This window comes from Streptococcus sp. OMI870 (assembly GCF_047460295.1).
GTDB lineage: Bacteria > Bacillota > Bacilli > Lactobacillales > Streptococcaceae > Streptococcus.
In genome coordinates this window covers 548,967-567,821 of record NZ_JASHGM010000001.1, presented here as the reverse complement: position 1 = coordinate 567,821, position 18,855 = coordinate 548,967, and the positions used below count along the sequence as shown (strand labels likewise).

General features: G+C 43.4%; 16 protein-coding genes. All 16 read left to right on the top strand.

Annotation, left to right across the window (positions count from 1 at the left end; all coding sequences use genetic code 11):
* The first annotated feature begins 36 nt into the window (after positions 1 to 36).
* Positions 37 to 6,072: a ZmpA/ZmpB/ZmpC family metallo-endopeptidase gene (locus tag QM968_RS02875; protein ID WP_414382095.1), complete on the top strand. Its 6,036-nt coding sequence runs from the start codon at positions 37 to 39 to the stop codon at positions 6,070 to 6,072.
* Between the two features lie 270 nt (positions 6,073 to 6,342).
* Positions 6,343 to 6,543: a F0F1 ATP synthase subunit C gene (locus QM968_RS02870; RefSeq protein WP_006596628.1), complete on the top strand. Its 201-nt coding sequence runs from the start codon at positions 6,343 to 6,345 to the stop codon at positions 6,541 to 6,543.
* A gap of 32 nt (positions 6,544 to 6,575) precedes the next feature.
* Positions 6,576 to 7,292: a F0F1 ATP synthase subunit A gene (atpB, locus tag QM968_RS02865; protein WP_126404016.1), complete on the top strand. Its 717-nt coding sequence runs from the start codon at positions 6,576 to 6,578 to the stop codon at positions 7,290 to 7,292.
* Positions 7,293 to 7,307: 15 nt separating this feature from the next.
* A complete protein-coding gene (gene atpF, locus QM968_RS02860; RefSeq protein WP_006596626.1) occupies positions 7,308 to 7,802 on the top strand; it encodes a F0F1 ATP synthase subunit B in 495 nt (164 codons plus the stop codon).
* The gene (locus QM968_RS02855) at positions 7,802 to 8,338 is read left to right on the top strand and encodes a F0F1 ATP synthase subunit delta (protein ID WP_414382090.1); all 537 of its coding nucleotides are present in this window, start codon (positions 7,802 to 7,804) and stop codon (positions 8,336 to 8,338) included. Before atpF ends, QM968_RS02855 begins: the two co-directional genes overlap by 1 nt.
* 15 nt (positions 8,339 to 8,353) lie before the next feature.
* Positions 8,354 to 9,859 (top strand): F0F1 ATP synthase subunit alpha, encoded by a 1,506-nt coding sequence (atpA, locus tag QM968_RS02850; RefSeq protein ID WP_156676239.1) that lies wholly within the window; start codon positions 8,354 to 8,356, stop codon positions 9,857 to 9,859.
* 15 nt (positions 9,860 to 9,874) lie between these two features.
* The gene (locus tag QM968_RS02845; RefSeq protein ID WP_223355781.1) at positions 9,875 to 10,756 is read left to right on the top strand and encodes a F0F1 ATP synthase subunit gamma; all 882 of its coding nucleotides are present in this window, start codon (positions 9,875 to 9,877) and stop codon (positions 10,754 to 10,756) included.
* 88 nt (positions 10,757 to 10,844) lie between these two features.
* A complete protein-coding gene (gene atpD / locus QM968_RS02840; RefSeq protein WP_135782010.1) occupies positions 10,845 to 12,251 on the top strand; it encodes a F0F1 ATP synthase subunit beta in 1,407 nt (468 codons plus the stop codon).
* Between the two features lie 13 nt (positions 12,252 to 12,264).
* Positions 12,265 to 12,684, top strand: coding sequence for a F0F1 ATP synthase subunit epsilon (locus QM968_RS02835; protein WP_414382087.1), 420 nt, complete (start codon positions 12,265 to 12,267; stop codon positions 12,682 to 12,684).
* A gap of 108 nt (positions 12,685 to 12,792) precedes the next feature.
* The gene (locus QM968_RS02830) at positions 12,793 to 13,023 is read left to right on the top strand and encodes a DUF1146 family protein (protein ID WP_414382084.1); all 231 of its coding nucleotides are present in this window, start codon (positions 12,793 to 12,795) and stop codon (positions 13,021 to 13,023) included.
* Between the two features lie 66 nt (positions 13,024 to 13,089).
* A complete protein-coding gene (murA, locus tag QM968_RS02825; RefSeq protein ID WP_414382081.1) occupies positions 13,090 to 14,373 on the top strand; it encodes a UDP-N-acetylglucosamine 1-carboxyvinyltransferase in 1,284 nt (427 codons plus the stop codon).
* Positions 14,363 to 14,551 carry a DNA-directed RNA polymerase subunit beta gene (locus QM968_RS02820; RefSeq protein ID WP_003006464.1) on the top strand — a complete coding sequence of 63 codons (189 nt, stop codon included), beginning with the start codon at positions 14,363 to 14,365 and terminating at the stop codon, positions 14,549 to 14,551. The genes murA and QM968_RS02820 overlap by 11 nt, the downstream gene beginning before the upstream one ends.
* Positions 14,552 to 14,633: 82 nt before the next feature.
* On the top strand, positions 14,634 to 15,473 hold the full coding sequence (locus tag QM968_RS02815; RefSeq protein ID WP_414382078.1) for a DNA/RNA non-specific endonuclease: 840 nt from the start codon (positions 14,634 to 14,636) through the stop codon (positions 15,471 to 15,473).
* A gap of 81 nt (positions 15,474 to 15,554) precedes the next feature.
* Positions 15,555 to 16,277, top strand: coding sequence for a M57 family metalloprotease (locus QM968_RS02810; protein WP_414382077.1), 723 nt, complete (start codon positions 15,555 to 15,557; stop codon positions 16,275 to 16,277).
* Positions 16,278 to 16,380: 103 nt separating this feature from the next.
* Entirely contained in the window at positions 16,381 to 18,288 is a 1,908-nt protein-coding gene (locus QM968_RS02805; RefSeq protein ID WP_414382074.1) for an ABC-F family ATP-binding cassette domain-containing protein, read from the top strand.
* Between the two features lie 211 nt (positions 18,289 to 18,499).
* Positions 18,500 to 18,853 carry a hypothetical protein gene (locus tag QM968_RS02800; RefSeq protein ID WP_302991094.1) on the top strand — a complete coding sequence of 118 codons (354 nt, stop codon included), beginning with the start codon at positions 18,500 to 18,502 and terminating at the stop codon, positions 18,851 to 18,853.
* Positions 18,854 to 18,855: the final 2 nt, after the last annotated feature.

Here is an 18,855-nt window from a genome sequence, read left to right as displayed (position 1 = left end):
CATGTGGTTCAAATATTACTATATAGGAATTTTAGGATGAAAAAAGCGAAACAAAATTTTGAAAAAATGACCAAATATTCGATTCGGAAATTATCTGTCGGGGTTGGTCCTGTTGCCATTGGAGCCTTTTTATTAGGGGGAACTCTCTTAGGAGCTCGTCCTGTCCAAGCCGATCAGTTGACCCTATCTGCTAATGTGCACTTAGGATATGTGACAGAAGAAGAGCTAACTGCTGAAGAAAAGTCACAGGTGATTCATGCAATCCCCGAAGAATATCAAAATGAAGATACTTTCTATCTAGTCTATAAGAAGAAAGAGTCTACCCAGCTAGTTCTTCCCCAAACTGGTAGTCAGGAAGTGGCACTGTTAGGTCTAAGTCTAGCCACTGCCTCCTTTGCGGTACTCTTGCTTTCTAAAAAGCACAGAAAGAAAGTCATGGCTGTCCTTTTAATTGGAGCTATGGGACAAAGTCTTCTTCTACCAATTGAAGTTGCAGCTTTGCAAAACCAAATTTTACGCGCTTATAATCAGAATCTTTCGATCGCATCCAGCAAAGATCTTGTAGATGGTGTGATTCAAATTGACGGTTATGACTATGTTGGCTATTTGCGCTATTCGCCAGTGCAAAAGACTGGCTCTCAAAAAGCAAAAGCTATTCAGGAAAGTCAATCTCCCGTAGTTACAAGTTCTGAAACGCGTAAAGGGATTCAACAGGTAAATCCTCAGGCGCGTGTGACACCAGAAGTCGCTCCAGCCTTTCCAATAGTTGAAAAACCAAGGCTTGAAGTCTCAACTGAACCTGTACCATTTGAAATCGTCAACCAAGCTGATCCTACATTAGCCAAAGGGCAAACCAAGGTGCTGACAGCTGGCCAAAATGGAGAGCGGACCATTTTGACAGAAGTGCGTATAGTAGATGGACAAGAAGTTCGCAGAGTAGTTGAGAGCAAAGTCACTAAAGAACCAGTTTCACAAATTCTTGCCGTCGGGACAAAAGAAGATCCTCAACCAACCCCTCAACCCAGCCCTTCTCAAGTTGTAACGGCCAAGGGAACACAGGAAGAAGGCCATGTCGGTGAGGCACCGATTCAAGCAGAGGCTCCAGCCTATACAGGCGTGGTGGAAGCTAAGGGGACACAGGAAGAAGGTCATGTGGGTGGAGCTCTTGTACAGCCAGAGAACCCAGCTTATACCGGTGTCGTTGAAGCCAAGGGAACCCAAGAGGAAGGCCACGTGGGTGAAGCTCCTGTACAGCCAGAGAACCCAGTTTATACTGGTGTCATCGAAGCCAAGGGAACCCAAGAAGAAGGTCACGTAGGGGAAGCTCCTGTGCAGCCAGAGAATCCCGCCTATACTGGTGTCATCGAAGCCAAGGGAACGCAGGAAGAAGGCCATGTAGGCGAAGCCCCAATTCAGCCAGAGAATCCCGCCTATACCGGCGTCGTTGAAGCCAAGGGAACACAGGAAGAAGGCCATGTGGGCGAAGCCCCAATTCAGCCAGAGAACCCAGTTTATCAAATAACGGAAGGAACAGTTACAGAAACTGAAACGGTGCTCCTTCCGTATGAAACTGAATATGTACCAGATGCGGACCGCTATACTGATGAAGAAAGGATCCTTCAAAAAGGAGAGGCAGGGAGTCAGGAAATTCGTCGTGTCTATAAAACGGTCAATGGTGAGAAAGTTGGAGAGCCTCTCAGCACGACAACTGAAACGGTAAAAGCTCCTGTGACAGAAAAAATTAGTCGTGGGACCAAGGCGATTGAAGGCCAAACAGAGGAAGTTGCTTTTGAGGAAATTCCATTTAAGACGGTAACCGAACAAGATGCTACCCTGCTAAAAGGAAGAGAAACGGTTTCTCAAGCAGGAAAAAATGGGAAGAAGAAAATCACCAAGGTCTATAAGACCATTAAAGGTGTCAAAATGGCGGATGCTCCAACGGTTTCGGAGGAAGTCGTTGAACAAGCCCAAAATCGGATCATTCAAAAAGGGACCAAAGAACTAGACAAGCCAACTTTGACCTTGACCCAGGTCGATAAGGAAGAATTGAAGCGCAGTGCTAGGGCTTTCTATCATTTAGACAAACCCGAGGGTGTGACCATCAAGTCCATCCAGGCGGTGTTGAAGAAGGGCAATCAAGTGGTGAAAACTTTTGCCCTTTCAGAGTCTGATTTAGCAGCAGCCTTAGCAGATTTGGACTACTACAAGGATTATACGCTCGCAACGACCATGGTCTATGACCGTGGAAATGGGGATGAAGAAGAAGTTCTCAAGGAAGAACCACTGAGAATTGATCTTAAAAAAGTTGAAGTCAAAAACATCAAGGAAACTAGTCTGATTAGTGTGGATGACCAAGGCCTTGAGACCGATCGTAGCCTCTTGTCCGAAACACCTTCAGATGTGAAACCTTACTACTTAAAGGTTACCACCCATGATAATAAAGTCACAAAACTAGCCGTTGATAAAATCGAAGAAGTCACAATTGATGGAAAAGCATTATACAAGGTGACTGCTAAAGCACCTGATCTCATCCAACGGACTGCAGACAACCAGTTCAGTGAGGACTATGTCCACTACATTGCGAAGCCAAAAGCTCATGAAGGAGATGTCTACTACGATTTCAACGAACTTGTAAAAGCTATGCAAGCCAATCCGACTGCGACCTTTAAGCTGGGTAGCAACATGAATGCGGCGAACGTACAAGCTGCAGGAAAATCCTATGTAACCAATGCCTTCAAGGGAATATTGGAAAGTACAGAAGGCAATAAATTTGCTATCCATAACATTACGAGACCGTTATTTGGTAACATCGAAGGTGGTACTGTTAAGAATCTCTTGCTCGAAAATGTTAACATGGACATGCCTGGATTTGATCGAGTAGCACCAATCGCAGGTGTCATCAAAAATAATGCGACTGTCGAAAATGTTAAAGTAACAGGAAGCGTTGTTGGAAACAACGATGTAGCTGGTATTATCAATAAAATTGATGGTAGTGGGAAGGTAAGTAATGTTGCCTTTATCGGGAAACTGCACGCTGCTGGCAATAAAGGTGGCTATCTAGCAGGTATTGTTGGCGAGAACTGGAAAGGTATTGTAGAAAAGGCTTACGTTGATGCTGAAATGACTGGGAATAAAGCCAAAGCTGCAGGTTTAGTTTATTCTTCTCAAAATGGTGGGAATAACAATACGTTAGGTAGAGAAGGAGTTCTCAGAAATTCAGTTGCTAAAGGTTCGATCGAACTGAAAGAAGCGGTTCAATCTGGTGGCTTACTGGGGACCAACTGGGCCTTGGGTGCCATTGAAGACAACATCACCATGATGAAAGTCAAAACAGGTGAGATGGTCTTTGGTCACTCGGATATTGATGCGGATGACTACTTTACCTATTCAAGAACCAAGCGCAATTACAGTGTGGAGGACGTGAGTGAAGGTAAGAAGACCTATAACAACTCTCGTAAAATCCCTAGCATTTCCCTTGCAGAAGCTGAGCAGAAAATTGAAGCAATGGGGATTACTGCTGATAAATATACCAGCAGCAAACCGATTGAAGATACGCTCAATAACCTTGTTAACAAAGATGATCAATACAAGGAAATCACTGGTTATGATGCAACACGTGAACGTGCCTACCGCAATATCGCTAAATTGCAACCATTCTACAACAAAGAGTGGATTGTGGATCAAGGAAATAAATTGGATACGACTAGTCCCCTCTTGACCAAGGAAATCTTGTCTGTGACGGCCATGAAGGGCAATGATTTTGTAACAGAATTGGCTGATGCCGACCATATTCTGATCCATTACTCGGATAAGACAAAAGATATCTTTAGCATTACGCCGAAAGAGTCTAAAGTCAAACAAGTGAAAGAGTACAGTGTGGCGGAGCTCGGTGAAGTAGTCTACACGCCGAACATGGTGGACAAAGACCGGAGCGATCTTATTAGTGCCATCGTAGGGAAATTAAGTCCTGTCGAATTACAATCAGATCCAATCTACACACATCTTGGTAGAACAGGACCAAACAAAGTCAATGCTATTAAGAACCTTTACCTCGAAGAAAGTTTCCAAGAAGTCAAGGACAATCTGACTCACTTTGTGAAACAGTTGGTTGAAAACCAAGACCATCAATTGAACACGGATGAGGCTGCCAAACGGGCACTCATCAAGAAAATTGAAGACAACAAGGCGGCAGTTCTTTTGGGTCTCTCTTACCTCAACCGTTATTACGGAGTGAAGTTTGATGATGTCCATCTCAAACAGCTCATGTTGTTCAAGCCAGACTTCTATGGTAAGAATGTCGATGTCTTAGACCGCTTGATTGAAATTGGTTCAAAAGAAGACTATATCAAAGGTACTCGGACCCACGATGCCTTCCGTGAAGTCGTGGCTAAATCGACTCTTTCTGGAAATCTTAATGACTTCCTTAAGTACAATATGGAGCTCTTTACAAGTGATACAGACTTGAATGATTGGTTTATCAAAGCAACCAAAGACAATGTCTATATTGTAGAGCCAAAAACAACAACTCCTGAGTTTGTCGATAAGAAACATCGAGCATACGAAGGATTAAATAACGATGTGCATGGTAAAATGATCTTGCCACTCTTGAACTTAAAAGATGCCCATATGTTCTTGATTTCAACCTACAATACAATGGCTTATAGTTCCTTCGAGAAATATGGTAAGAACACGGAAGCGGAACGAAATGCCTTCAAGGCGGAAATTGATAAGGTCGCTAAAGGGCAACAAAATTACCTAGATTTCTGGTCACGTCTAGCAACGGATAAGGTTCGTAATCAGCTCCTGAAGAGCAACAATATGGTGCCGACCCCTGTTCTCGATAACCAAAACTATAAAGGTATTAGCACAGATCGTTATGGACATACAGATAGTGGCAAAGATGTCGCTCCAATCCGTGAATTGTACGGACCTACCGATCGTTACCATGCGACAGATTGGCGCATGGGGGCTGTAGCTCGAATTTACGGAAATCCATATAAAGACGACTCTGTCTTCTTCATGGTGACCGATATGGTCAGTGACTTTGGGGTGTCTGCCTTTACCCACGAAACGACGCACGTCAATGACCGCATGGTTTACTTAGGTGGTTGGAGACATCGCGAAGGGACAGATATTGAAGCCTTTGCCCAAGGAATGCTCCAAACACCATCCGTATCCAATCCAAATGGGGAATACAAGGCCCTAGGTCTCAATATGGCCTATGAACGTCCTAACGATGGCAACCAATGGTACAATACCAATCCAAACAATCTTCAATCACGCGATGAAATTGATCGTTACATGAAAGGTTATAACGATACGCTCATGCTTCTGGATTACCTAGAAGGGGAAGCTGTATTGGACAAACATAGTAAGGACTTAAACAATGCTTGGTTCAAGAAGGTTGATAAACAATACCGAGGAGCTAACACCAAGAATCAATTCGATAAGGTTCGGGCTTTGAGTGATGAGGAAAAAGCGATTGCTTTACATACAGTAGACGATCTCATCACTAACAACTTCATGACCAATCGTGGTCCTGGAAATGGCGTCTATAATCCATCAGACTTTGGTTCAGCCTATGTGACTGTACCGATGATGACAGGGATCTATGGTGGGAACACTAGTGAAGGGGCTCCTGGAGCCATGTCCTTCAAACACAATACCTTCAGAATCTGGGGCTATTATGGCTATGAAAAAGGCTTCCTAGGTTATGCTTCAAACAAGTATAAACAAGAATCTAAACAAGCAGGCCATACGACTCTAGGGGATGATTATATCATTCAAAAGATTTCTAATGGAAGATTCAGTACCCTTGAAGACTGGAAAAAAGCATACTTCAATGAAGTGGTTACCAGTGCCAAAAATGGAATGCAGGCTATTGACATCGATGGGAAGACGTACAGTAGCTATGAAGACTTAAAACAAGCCTTCGCAACTGCGGTTGAAAAAGATCAGGCAAGTTTGAAAAACGGTTCTGTCAAATTTGACAATACTGTTGCACTGAAAGAAAAAATCTTTAAGAAATTGCTGCAACAAACAGACAGTTTCAAAACCTCTATTTTTAAATAGGAAGAAAAACTCATCTGCTCGGCGGGTGAGTTTTTCTATGTTATGTAAAATTGGGTCTTCTGCTGATGAAAATAGTATAAATTTTTATTGAGAACAAAAATAGACAAAGTGTTTAAAAACGATCAAGTTAATTTGAAAGCTAGTGGCGATAGGTATTTTAAAAGTGATGACAGATTCGCAGTAAAACGTTTTCTTTCTAGGCAAACATTTGACTATTATATCTTTTAGGAGTAAACTAAGGGAGTAAAATTTATTTAAGGAGAATTCATCATGAATTTAACATTTTTAGGTCTTTGTTTTGCCTGCTTCGGCGTGTCCATTGCTGAAGGATTGATTATGAGTAATCTTTTCAAAGCTGCTTCTCGTCAACCTGAAATTATCGGTCAATTACGTAGCCTTTTGATCCTTGGGATCGCCTTTGTAGAAGGTACCTTCTTCGTAACCTTGGCCATGGCCTTCGTTATTAAATAGACTTCTCTATTTAGGAAAGGAGGTGTCAAACCTTGGAAGAAAGTGTGAATCCAACCCTAAATATTGGACCAGTATCCTTTGATTTGACCCTACTTGCCATGTCTCTTGTAACCGTTCTGATGGTCTTTGCCTTTGTCTATTGGGCAAGTCGCAAAATGACCCTTCGTCCCAAGGGCAAACAAAATGCTCTTGAGATGATCTATGATTTTGTCATTAGCTTTACCAAGGGAAACATTGGAGAGCATTATATGAAGAATTATTCTTTATTCTTGTTTTCTCTTTTTATGTTTATTTTGGTTGCCAATAATATTGGCTTAATGGCAAAAATTCAAACAACAAATGGTTATAACTTGTGGACTTCCCCAACGGCTAACCTCGGCTATGACTTATCTCTCTCTTTTATGATCACCTTGATCGCACATATAGAAGGGGTTCGTCGTCGAGGCTTTAAGGAATATTTGAAGGCTTTTGCAACTCCTGGTTTTATGACCCCGATGAACCTCCTAGAAGAGGTGACCAATTTTGCTTCCTTAGCAATTCGGATCTACGGGAATATTTTTGCCGGTGAAGTATTGGCAGGCTTGCTCTTAGCCTTGTCTCAACAAGCCTTTTATTGGTATCCAGCAGCCTTTATCGGAAGCATGTTATGGACAGCCTTTTCGATTTTCATTTCATGTATCCAGGCCTATGTATTTACCATGTTGTCATCCATGTACATAGGTAAAAAAATAAACGGTGAGGAAGAGTAAGTAGAGGAGTAGAAGATGGATTTAACAATTGGTACCATTATTGGTGACTTTATACTAATCGCTGGTTCCTTCCTCTTATTAATCTTTTTAGTAAAGAAATTTGCTTGGGGCAATATTACCAGTATTTTGGATGCGCGTGCTGAAAAAATCACCAACGATATTGACGAAGCAGAGGCAGCCCGTAAAAAGGCTGAGGAACTAGCTACAAAACGCGAAGCAGAGTTGGCAGGTAGTCGTCAAGAAGCTACAACGATTCTTGAAACGGCCAAGGAAACAGCCGAAAAAAATAAGGCTCACATTCTCAGTGAAGCTAACCAAGAAGCCCTTCGCTTGAAAGAAAAAGCGCAATTAGAAATTTCGCAAAATAAAGAAGAAGCGATGAACAGTATCAAGGGAGATGTCGCAGATCTAACCGTTAACTTGGCAGGTAAACTGCTAAGCCAACAGTTGGACTCTGAAGGCCATCGCCAACTGATCGATCGCTACCTAAATGAATTAGGAGATGCCTAATGGACAAAAAGCAATTAATGGTAATTGAGAAATATTCCCAGCCTTTTGTTCAATTGGTATTTGAAAAAAATCAGCAAGATGACGTTTATGAACAACTAAGTCAAATAAAGGCAGTTTTTGAGGAAACAGGCCTTGCTGCATTTTTAGCTCATATCGGTGTAGAGGATGAAGAGAAGGCGAAGAGTCTGCGACTTTTCCAAAACTCGGATTCAGCATTACTAGACCATTTGATTGAAGTGGTTATTCTCAATCATCGTGAAGCCTTATTTTATGATATTGTCAGAGTTAGTATGGAGCAAATTCAACAGGTGAGCAACTGTTTCGAAGTAACCGTTTCTTCGGTTGCAGGACTCGATCAGGCTCAAAAAGAGAAATTGATTCCTATTATTGAAAAGAAGTTTGGTATCCAAGTTCGTTCGCTGAAAGAAAAATTGGATCCAGATTTGATTGGTGGTTTTGTGGTTTCAGCAAATCACAAGACCCTAGATACTAGTCTCAAACGTCAATTGCAAGTCATAAAAGCAAATTTGAAATAGAAAGTGGTGTGAATTTTGGCGATTAACGCACAAGAAATCAGCGCTTTAATTAAGCAACAAATTGAAAATTTCCAGCCAAATTTTGACGTCACAGAGACCGGAGTCGTTACCTATATTGGTGACGGGATTGCGCGTGCTCATGGCCTTGAAAATGCAATGAGTGGTGAGTTGTTGATTTTTGAAAACGGCTCATACGGAATGGCGCAAAACTTGGAAACGACGGATGTCGGGATTATCATCCTCGGAGACTTTACGGATATTCGTGAAGGAGACTCGATCCGTCGGACTGGTAAAATCATGGAAGTCCCTGCTGGGGATGCCCTGATTGGTCGGGTTGTCAATCCTCTAGGTCAGCCAGTGGATGGCTTGGGAGAAATCGTGACAGATAAATTCCGTCCAGTTGAAACACCAGCTCCTGGTGTTATGCAACGGAAATCTGTATCAGAGCCTCTACAAACTGGGTTGAAAGCCATTGATGCCCTCGTTCCAATCGGACGGGGCCAACGGGAATTGATCATCGGAGACCGTCAAACAGGGAAAACCTCGATTGCCATCGATACCATCTTGAACCAAAAGGATCAAGATATGATCTGTATCTATGTAGCAATTGGACAAAAAGAATCAACGGTTCGGACACAAGTAGAAACACTTCGCAAGTATGGAGCCATGGATTACACCATTGTGGTAACGGCATCAGCCTCACAACCGTCTCCATTGCTATTCCTTGCACCTTATGCAGGGGTTGCGATGGCCGAAGAGTTCATGTACAATGGCAAACACGTTTTGATCGTCTATGATGATTTGTCAAAACAAGCCGTTGCTTACCGTGAATTGTCCCTTCTTCTTCGTCGTCCGCCAGGACGTGAAGCCTTCCCAGGAGATGTCTTCTACCTTCACAGCCGTTTATTGGAACGTTCTGCGAAAGTATCAGATGAATTAGGTGGTGGTTCCATCACTGCGCTTCCAATTATTGAAACACAAGCAGGAGATATTTCTGCTTATATCGCAACCAACGTGATTTCGATCACAGATGGACAAATCTTCTTACAAGATAGTCTCTTTAACTCAGGTATTCGTCCAGCCATCGATGCGGGATCCTCTGTGTCACGGGTTGGTGGATCAGCTCAAATCAAGGCTATGAAGAAGGTTGCGGGGACTCTCCGTATTGACCTAGCTTCCTACCGTGAGTTGGAAGCCTTCACCAAGTTTGGTAGTGACTTGGATGCTGCTACTCAAGCTAAGTTGAACCGTGGTCGCCGGACAGTAGAAGTCTTGAAACAACCGGTTCATGAACCATTAACTGTTGAAAAACAGGTGGTGATCTTGTATGCTTTGACACATGGATTCTTGGATAGTGTACCAGTTGATGATATCCTTCGCTTTGAAGAGGAATTGTTTGCCTTTGTAGAAGCACATCATGCAGATATCTTTGAAACCATTCGTACGACCAAAGATCTTCCAAGTGAAGAAACAATGGATGCAGTGATTACTGACTTTGTCAACCAATCAAGTTTCAAATAGAAATAGGAGTGGCAGATGGCAGTTTCTTTAAATGATATAAAAAATAAAATTGCATCGACAAAGAATACCAGTCAAATTACAAATGCTATGCAGATGGTATCTGCTGCCAAACTTGGGAAGTCTGAGCAAGCTGCCAAGGACTTCCAAATTTACGCATCTAAGGTTCGTAAACTATTGACAGACCTCTTACATGGACACGAGGCTGAGAATGCTAAGTACCATCCATTTTTAAAGAGTCGTCCGGTCAAAAAGTCTGCTTATATTGTCATCACTTCTGACCGTGGACTAGTGGGAGGCTACAACGCCTCTATCCTCAAGTCAGTCATGGAATTGAAGGAAGAATACCATCCAACGGGTGAGGATTTTGAAGTCATCTGTATTGGAAGTATTGGGGCAGATTTCTTTAGAGCAAGAGGCATTCAGCCGGTTTATGAACTACGTGGCCTAGCGGATCAACCAAGCTTTGATGAAGTGCGGAAGATCATCAATAAGACAGTCCAAATGTATCAAAATGAATTGTTTGATGAATTGTATGTCTGTTATAATCACCACGTCAATAGTTTGACCAGTCAATTGCGGGTAGAGCAAATGCTTCCGATCATTGACTTGGACCCCAATGAAGCAGATGAAGATTATATTTTGAATCTGGAGTTGGAGTCAAACCGCGATGCGATTTTGGATCAATTGCTTCCACAGTTTGCGGAAAGTATGATTTATGGAGCTATCATTGATGCCAAAACAGCTGAAAATGCTGCCGGAATGATGGCCATGCAAACCGCAACAGACAATGCCAAGAAGGTAATTGATGAATTGACCATTCAATACAACCGTGCTCGTCAGGCAACCATTACGCAAGAAATTACGGAAATTGTTGCAGGAGCGAGTGCGCTTGAGTAGTTGATTCGATGCACATTTTAACAATACAAAATTAAGCTTGATGGTATGTATTCACAAGCTTAGAAACTTAATAGAATAGGAGAATGACATGAGTTTAGGCAAAATTTCTCAGGTTGTAGGTCCTGTCGTTGACGTAGCTTTTGCTGCGGGCGATAAACTCCCTGAGATTAATAATGCGCTTGTAGTCTATAAAAATGACCAACAAAAATCAAAAGTCGTTCTTGAAGTAGCTCTTGAACTTGGGGATGGTGTCGTTCGGACCATTGCCATGGAATCAACAGATGGCTTGACTCGTGGGATGGAAGTATTGGACACTGGTCGTCCAATCTCTGTACCTGTCGGAAAAGAAACTCTTGGACGGGTCTTTAACGTCTTGGGAGATACCATTGACTTGGAAGAAGCATTCCCAGAAGATGCTCCTCGTGAATCCATTCATAAAAAAGCTCCATCCTTTGATGAGCTTTCTACTTCAGAAGAAATTCTTGAGACAGGGATCAAGGTCATTGACCTCTTGGCTCCTTACCTGAAAGGTGGGAAGGTCGGACTCTTCGGTGGTGCCGGAGTTGGAAAGACCGTCTTGATTCAAGAATTGATCCACAACATTGCCCAAGAGCACGGTGGGATCTCTGTATTTACCGGAGTTGGAGAACGGACCCGTGAAGGGAATGACCTGTACTGGGAAATGAAGGAATCTGGCGTTATCGAAAAAACAGCCATGGTCTTTGGACAAATGAACGAACCACCAGGAGCACGGATGCGTGTAGCTCTTACTGGTTTGACTATCGCGGAATACTTCCGTGATGTAGAAGGTCAAGATGTTCTCTTGTTTATCGACAATATCTTCCGTTTCACCCAAGCCGGTTCAGAAGTATCAGCCCTTTTGGGACGGATGCCTTCTGCCGTGGGTTACCAACCTACTTTGGCAACTGAAATGGGACAATTGCAAGAACGGATTACCTCAACCAAGAAAGGTTCTGTTACATCGATCCAGGCTATCTACGTGCCAGCCGATGACTATACCGACCCTGCCCCAGCAACAGCCTTCGCCCATTTGGACTCAACAACCAACTTGGAGCGTAAATTGGTTCAATTGGGGATTTATCCAGCCGTGGACCCATTGGCATCTAGCTCGCGTGCCCTTTCTCCAGACATCGTCGGAGAAGAGCACTATGCAGTGGCTTCTGAGGTCAAACGTGTCCTTCAACGCTACCATGAACTGCAAGATATCATTGCCATTTTGGGAATGGATGAATTGTCTGATGATGAAAAGACCTTGGTGGCTCGTGCTCGTCGTATTCAATTCTTCTTGTCTCAAAACTTTAACGTGGCGGAACAATTTACAGGTCAACCAGGTTCTTATGTACCGGTTGCAGAAACTGTTCGTGGCTTTAAAGAAATTTTGGATGGGAAGCATGACCACTTGCCTGAGGATGCCTTCCGTGGAGTTGGTTCGATCGAAGATGTGATTGCAAAAGCTGAAAAAATGGGATTCTAAGAAGAGGTGAAAGATGAGTCAAATGAACGTCCAAATCGTTACACCGGATGGACTGGTTTATGATCATCATGCCGCATTTGTATCTGTCAAGACAATTGATGGTGAATTAGGGATTTTACCTCGTCATATCAATACCATTGCGGTTTTAGCTGTAGACCAAGTCAAGGTTCGTCGTGTCGATGATGACAAACACATTGATTGGATTGCAGTTAACGGTGGAATTATCGAAGTAGCTGATAATGTCATTACCATTGTAGCGGATTCAGCTGAACGCGCCCGAGACATTGATATTAGTCGGGCTGAACGTGCAAAATTACGTGCAGAAAAGGCCCTTGAAGAAGCAAGAGATCAACATTCGGTTGATATGGAGCGTCGTGCTAAAATTGCTCTTCAACGTGCTATTAACCGGATTAATGTCGGAAATCGGTTATAAAACAGTTAAAATAAGGTGGAGGTTTTATCCTCACCTTATTTTTTTATTGGGATCGAAAGGAAAGAATCAAAAGAAGAAAGTGGGAATGAATTATGGTATAATAGCTGTATGATTCAAATGATTTTTAACCTTTCAAGCCATCTATTGTTTATCTTTTTTGCCTATTACCTCCTCTTGAACCTGGTTCAATGGGAAAAGATTTTAAAAGTAAATGCTGAAAATGCAGTTAAAATCCGTTTTTTGATCTTGATGATTAGTGTTGGAATGGGCTATTTAGCCAGCTCGTTTTTTATCAGTGTGTATGAAATGAGTCGGCAGATTTTTATTGGCCAATTCTAGCCACATTTTGTAAAAAATATGGTATGATAGAAGGCGTGACTTTAAGAAATTGGAGAACAATCCCGTATGGAAAAAATAATCGTTAATGGTGGCAATAATAGACTGGTTGGAACCGTCAAAATCGAAGGAGCGAAGAATGCTGTCCTTCCTCTTCTTGCTGCAACAGTCTTAGCAAGTGAAGGCGTGACAACCTTGAAAAATGTACCGGTTTTATCTGATGTCTTTACAATGAACAATGTCGTTCGTGGTCTGAATGCCCAGGTGACCTTCAACGAAGAAGAGAATACGGTTGTTGTAGATGCCCGAGCAGAATTGTCTGAGGAAGCACCTTATAAATATGTGAGCAAGATGCGGGCATCGATTGTTGTCCTAGGTCCTGTATTGGCACGGAATGGCCATGCCAAAGTTTCCATGCCTGGAGGCTGTACAATCGGTAGTCGTCCGATTGACCTCCACCTCAAAGGTCTGGAAGCCATGGGAGCTGAAATTACCCAAACAGCTGGTTATATCGAAGCGAAAGCAGATCGACTTCATGGAGCGCATATCTATATGGATTTCCCATCTGTAGGTGCGACACAAAATATTATGATGGCCGCAACCTTGGCAGATGGAGTGACGGTGATTGAAAATGCAGCTCGTGAACCTGAAATTGTTGACCTAGCACTTTTGCTTAATAAAATGGGAGCTAATGTCAAGGGGGCAGGAACTGAGACCTTGACCATCGTTGGTGTGGAGAGCTTGCACGGGGCAGACCACAATGTTGTGCAAGACCGCATTGAAGCTGGGACCTTTATGATTGGGGCAGCCATGACTGGTGGAGATGTCTTGATCGAAGATGCCATTTGGGAACACAATCGTCCGCTGCTGTCTAAGATGCAGGAGATGGGCGTGACGGTAACGGAAGAAGAAAATGGGATTCGGATTCAATCCGATATCAGTAAGCTTCGTCCAGTGACTGTTAAGACTCTTCCCTACCCGGGATTCCCAACAGATATGCAGGCTCAATTCACAGCCTTGATGGCTATGGCTAAAGGTGAGTCTACCATGATTGAAACCGTCTTTGAGAATCGTTTCCAGCATTTGGAAGAAATGCGTCGGATGGGGGTTCACTCAGACATTATGCGGGATACAGCTCGCATCGTAGGAGGCGAAAGCTTCCAGGGGGCAGAGGTCATGTCGACCGATTTGCGTGCAAGTGCAACGCTTGTTTTGATGGGATTAGTGGCAGAAGGAGAGACGAAAGTCAGCAAATTAAGCCACTTAGACCGCGGTTATTACCAATTCCATGAGAAATTGGTGGCACTAGGTGCAGACGTGAAACGTGTAGAGGAAGCAGACGATGAAAACTAATCTTCGCTATGTAGGCAAACAGCTAGGAATTGTCCTTCTTTTAGCTGTGATCGGAATCATCATTTTTGCGGTTGGTTTGGTCATTGGCTATGGGGTGATTGGAGATGGAAAAAATCCATGGTCCATTCTCTCTCCTGATACCTGGTCAGAGATCATCGGAAAGCTCACAGGCAAATAAGATTTAAATAAAATAGAGTAAAAAGGAGAGCAGCGAATCGAGTCAGAGACCCATCTAGCGCTGCTCTTTTTTGGAGAGAGGCATGACAAAACAAACAGTAACAAAACGTACGAAACAAACACTAGCGGGGTTTGTGGTGGCAACAGCCCTAGCAATCGGTGGTTATTATTTTAATCAACCGACGGTAAAAGAAGCGACGGATCAGGTTGTTTCCGTGGTGACTAGTAGCCAAAATGAATCACCGAGTAAGGAATTAGCCAGCTCGGTGCTAACGAAATCTGCCCGTTCGCAATTGGGGAATGAGTTGGAATGGAACGGAGCTGGAGCCTTTGTAGTTAAGGGGAATCGAACAAATTTAGATGCTAGTGTGGCTAGTCAACCTTATGCGGATAACAAGACAAAAGAAGTGAATGGAAAGACCGTACCGACAGTTGCCAATGCCATCATGAGCAAGGCGACTCGGCAGTACAGAGATCGGGATGCAACCGGCAGTGGCCTAACGGATTGGAAACCAGCAGGTTGGCACCAAGTCCATAATCTGTCCGGCGAGTATGACCATGCGGTTGATCGAGGCCACCTATTGGGCTATGCCTTGATCGGTAATCTCAAAGGTTTTGATGCTTCGACTAGTAATCCCAAAAATATCGCTGTGCAAACGGCTTGGTCCAATCAAGCCAATGATCCTCATTCCACTGGTCAAAACTATTATGAGACCCTAGTTCGGAAAGCATTGGATAAGAACAAGCGGATCCGCTATCGGGTCACCTTGATCTACAATCAGTCGGAAGATCTGATTCCATTAGGATCACAGATTGAAGCCAAATCGAGTGATGGAACCCTTGAGTTTAACGTTTTTGTTCCTAATGTTCAAAGTGGGATTAGCCTGGATTACCAGACAGGAAAAGTAACCGTTCATCAATAAGCTAGAAAGTGGGTTGGCTTAAGCTTTTTTTAAGAATGAGGTGTTACAATGGCATACCTTCTTTAAGAGAGAGGAGAATGTATGAGAACCATTTTTCGATTTGTCAGAGGAAGCCTTCGCATGGCTTGGAGTCTTTTTTGGGGATTTTTCTGGACAATTGCGATCAGTTTTCTAATTTTAGTGGGGATTATCTATTTCACTGATTCCCCTAGTTCTGGTATGGATGGAGTTGGCCGAGCCGCCCAAAAGGTTGTCTATCAAGTCGGGAATTTGTTTGGAGATCAAGGCTTTACATCGCGCTATGGAATGGCACCTAGTTCACAGACGACGCAGACAGACAATCATGAGCATAGCGGTGCTCGCTGGGAAAAAGCAGAGGCTACGGTTTATCTAGATCCCAATATCAGTCAAACCTTTATAAAAGCTTATCGGGATGCGATTGAGGCTTGGAACCAAACAGGAGCCTTTACCTTTAAATTGGTCACGAACGAAAAAGAAGCCAATGTCGTCTTGACTGAGATGGATAACGCATCCGTTTCTGCAGCAGGAGAGACTGCCTCTCAAACAAACCTCTTAACCAACCGCTTCACCCATATCACGATTCGTCTTAATCGCCATTATCTGTTAAATTACGTTTATAACTACAGTTATGAACGAATTGTTAATACAGCTGAGCATGAGCTAGGCCATGCCATTGGTTTGGACCACACTGATGGAGAATCGGTTATGCAACCGGCTGGCTCTTTCTATAGTATTCAAGATTCCGATGTAGAGGCAGTTCGACAATTGTACAAGGAAGAATAAAATACAATCTATCATTGAAAAGTTCTGGGCCCCAAGGGCTCAGGATTTTTTTGATGGCTCGTCTTTCCTTGTTTAATCTGAAAAAAGATAGTAAAATAAGGACATGATTATTTTACAAGCCAACAAAATTGAACGCTCTTTTGCAGGGGAGGTTCTTTTTGATAATATCAGCCTGCAAGTGGATGAACGGGACCGGATTGCCCTGGTCGGAAAGAATGGAGCTGGCAAGTCGACGCTCTTAAAAATCTTGGTGGGAGAAGAAGAGCCGACTTCTGGGGAAATCAATAAAAAGCGGGACCTTTCTCTCTCTTATCTAGCTCAAGATAGCCGCTTTGAGTCATCCAATACCATCTACGATGAAATGCTCCATGTCTTTGACGATCTCAGAAAGACCGAGAAAGCCTTACGTCAAATGGAGCTTGAGATGGGGGAAAAAACTGGGGCTGACTTAGATAAACTCATGCAGGATTATGACCGTTTATCGGAAGAATTTCGTCAAGCTGGTGGCTTCACCTATGAGGCAGATATCCGCGCGATTCTCAACGGCTTCAAGTTCGATGAGTCCATGTGGCAGATGAAGATTGAAGAGTTATCTGGTGGGCAAAATACCCGTCTGGCTCTGGCCAAGATGCTCTTGGAAAAACCAAATCTCTTGGTACTGGATGAGCCGACCAACCACTTGGATATTGAGACCATTGCCTGGTTGGAAAATTACTTGGTCAATTATAGCGGGGCCCTTCTCATTGTCAGCCACGATCGGTATTTCTTAGACAAGGTCGCAACCATTACTTTGGACTTGACCAAGCATTCTTTAGATCGCTATGTCGGTAATTACTCCGGCTTTGTCGAGCAAAAAGAGCAAAAGCTTCTGACCGAAGCCAAGAACTACGAGAAGCAACAAAAAGAAATTGCAGCGCTGGAAGACTTTGTTAATCGCAATTTGGTGCGAGCGTCGACCACCAAGCGGGCCCAGTCTCGTCGTAAGCAGTTGGAAAAAATGGAGCGCCTAGACAAGCCCGAAGCTGGGACCAAGTCTGCCCATATGACCTTCCATTCTGATAAGGCCTCTGGCAATGTCGTTTTGACAGTAGAAGAGGCAGCTGTCGGCTATGATGATCAAATCCTGTCCGAGCCGATCAATCTGGATATCCGTAAGATGAATGCGGTCGCTATTGTGGGACCAAATGGGATCGGGAAATCTACTCTTATCAAGTCTATTGTCGGGCAAATTCCTTTTATCAAGGGGAAAGCCCGTTTTGGGGCCAATGTCGAGGTGGGCTACTATGACCAGACCCAAAGTAAACTAACCCCTCACAATAGTGTCTTGGATGAGCTCTGGAATGACTTTAAACTGACACCAGAAGTAGAAATTCGCAATCGCCTGGGAGCCTTTCTTTTCTCTGGCGATGATGTCAAGAAAACCGTCGGCATGCTGTCAGGTGGAGAGCGGGCGCGTTTGCTTCTAGCCAAGCTGTCTATGGAAAATAACAATTTCTTGATTCTCGATGAGCCGACTAACCACTTGGATATCGATAGCAAGGAAGTGCTAGAAAATGCCTTGATTGATTTTGATGGGACCCTGCTCTTTGTCAGCCACGACCGCTACTTTATCAATCGGGTAGCGACCCAAGTCTTAGAACTCTCAGAAGAGGGCTCGACCCTTTATCTGGGAGACTATGATTATTATCTGGAGAAAAAAGCAGAGTTAGAGGCCCTTGCTACAGCGCAAGCAGAAGCCGAGGCCGCTTCTTCAACGGAAGAAGTCACCAGCAATGATTATCACTTGCAAAAGCAAAACCAAAAGGAACTCCGCAAAATCACCCGTCGCATTGAGCAATTGGAAGCAGAGATGGAAGAGCTGGATCAAAAAATCCAAGCCATTACTGAGACCATGCATAGCACCAATGATGCAGCCGACTTAGTTCAACTCCAGAGTGACCTAGACCAACTGACTATTCAACAGGAAGCGGTCATGGAAGAGTGGGCAGAACTGTCAGAGCAGGTGGAATAAATGGAAGATTTAGGCATAGTTTTTCGTGAATTTCGAATCAGTAAAAATTATTCGTAAAAAGAAGCTGCAGGCCACCAATGAAACCGGCGAACTCATGGAGAGCCAGTAGCAAATCGACCAGCTGACCGCCATCCAAGAAGAAGCCATGCTAGATTGGGAAGAACTAGCACAGTAAGTGTAGTTTTCTAATTTGCCTAAGGAGAACATTGTGATGACTGAAAATGATTGGTTTATGAAGCAGATTAAAGGTGTAGCCGACATGATTGGTACAACTTTGCGCCTGCATATTCAGAATTTAGATTTGGGGCAGTACGAGGATGAGGAAGGAAAACTCATCAACGGGAATCACTATCTTCAGCAAGTTTTAGAAGAGCAGCGCTTTGCGGAGGCCATTTCTTTTGTTGAAGAGCAGATGAAACGCCTACCTCTTCATCAGTATGATCTATTGGTTGATTGGCTGATTTCTTACTTAAGACAATTAGATGTTTCCGTTAAAGAAGAACATGGATTCTACGAAGGATACTTGCAAGAGTTAGAAAGGTACTTAAAGGAATTTAAGTGGTAATC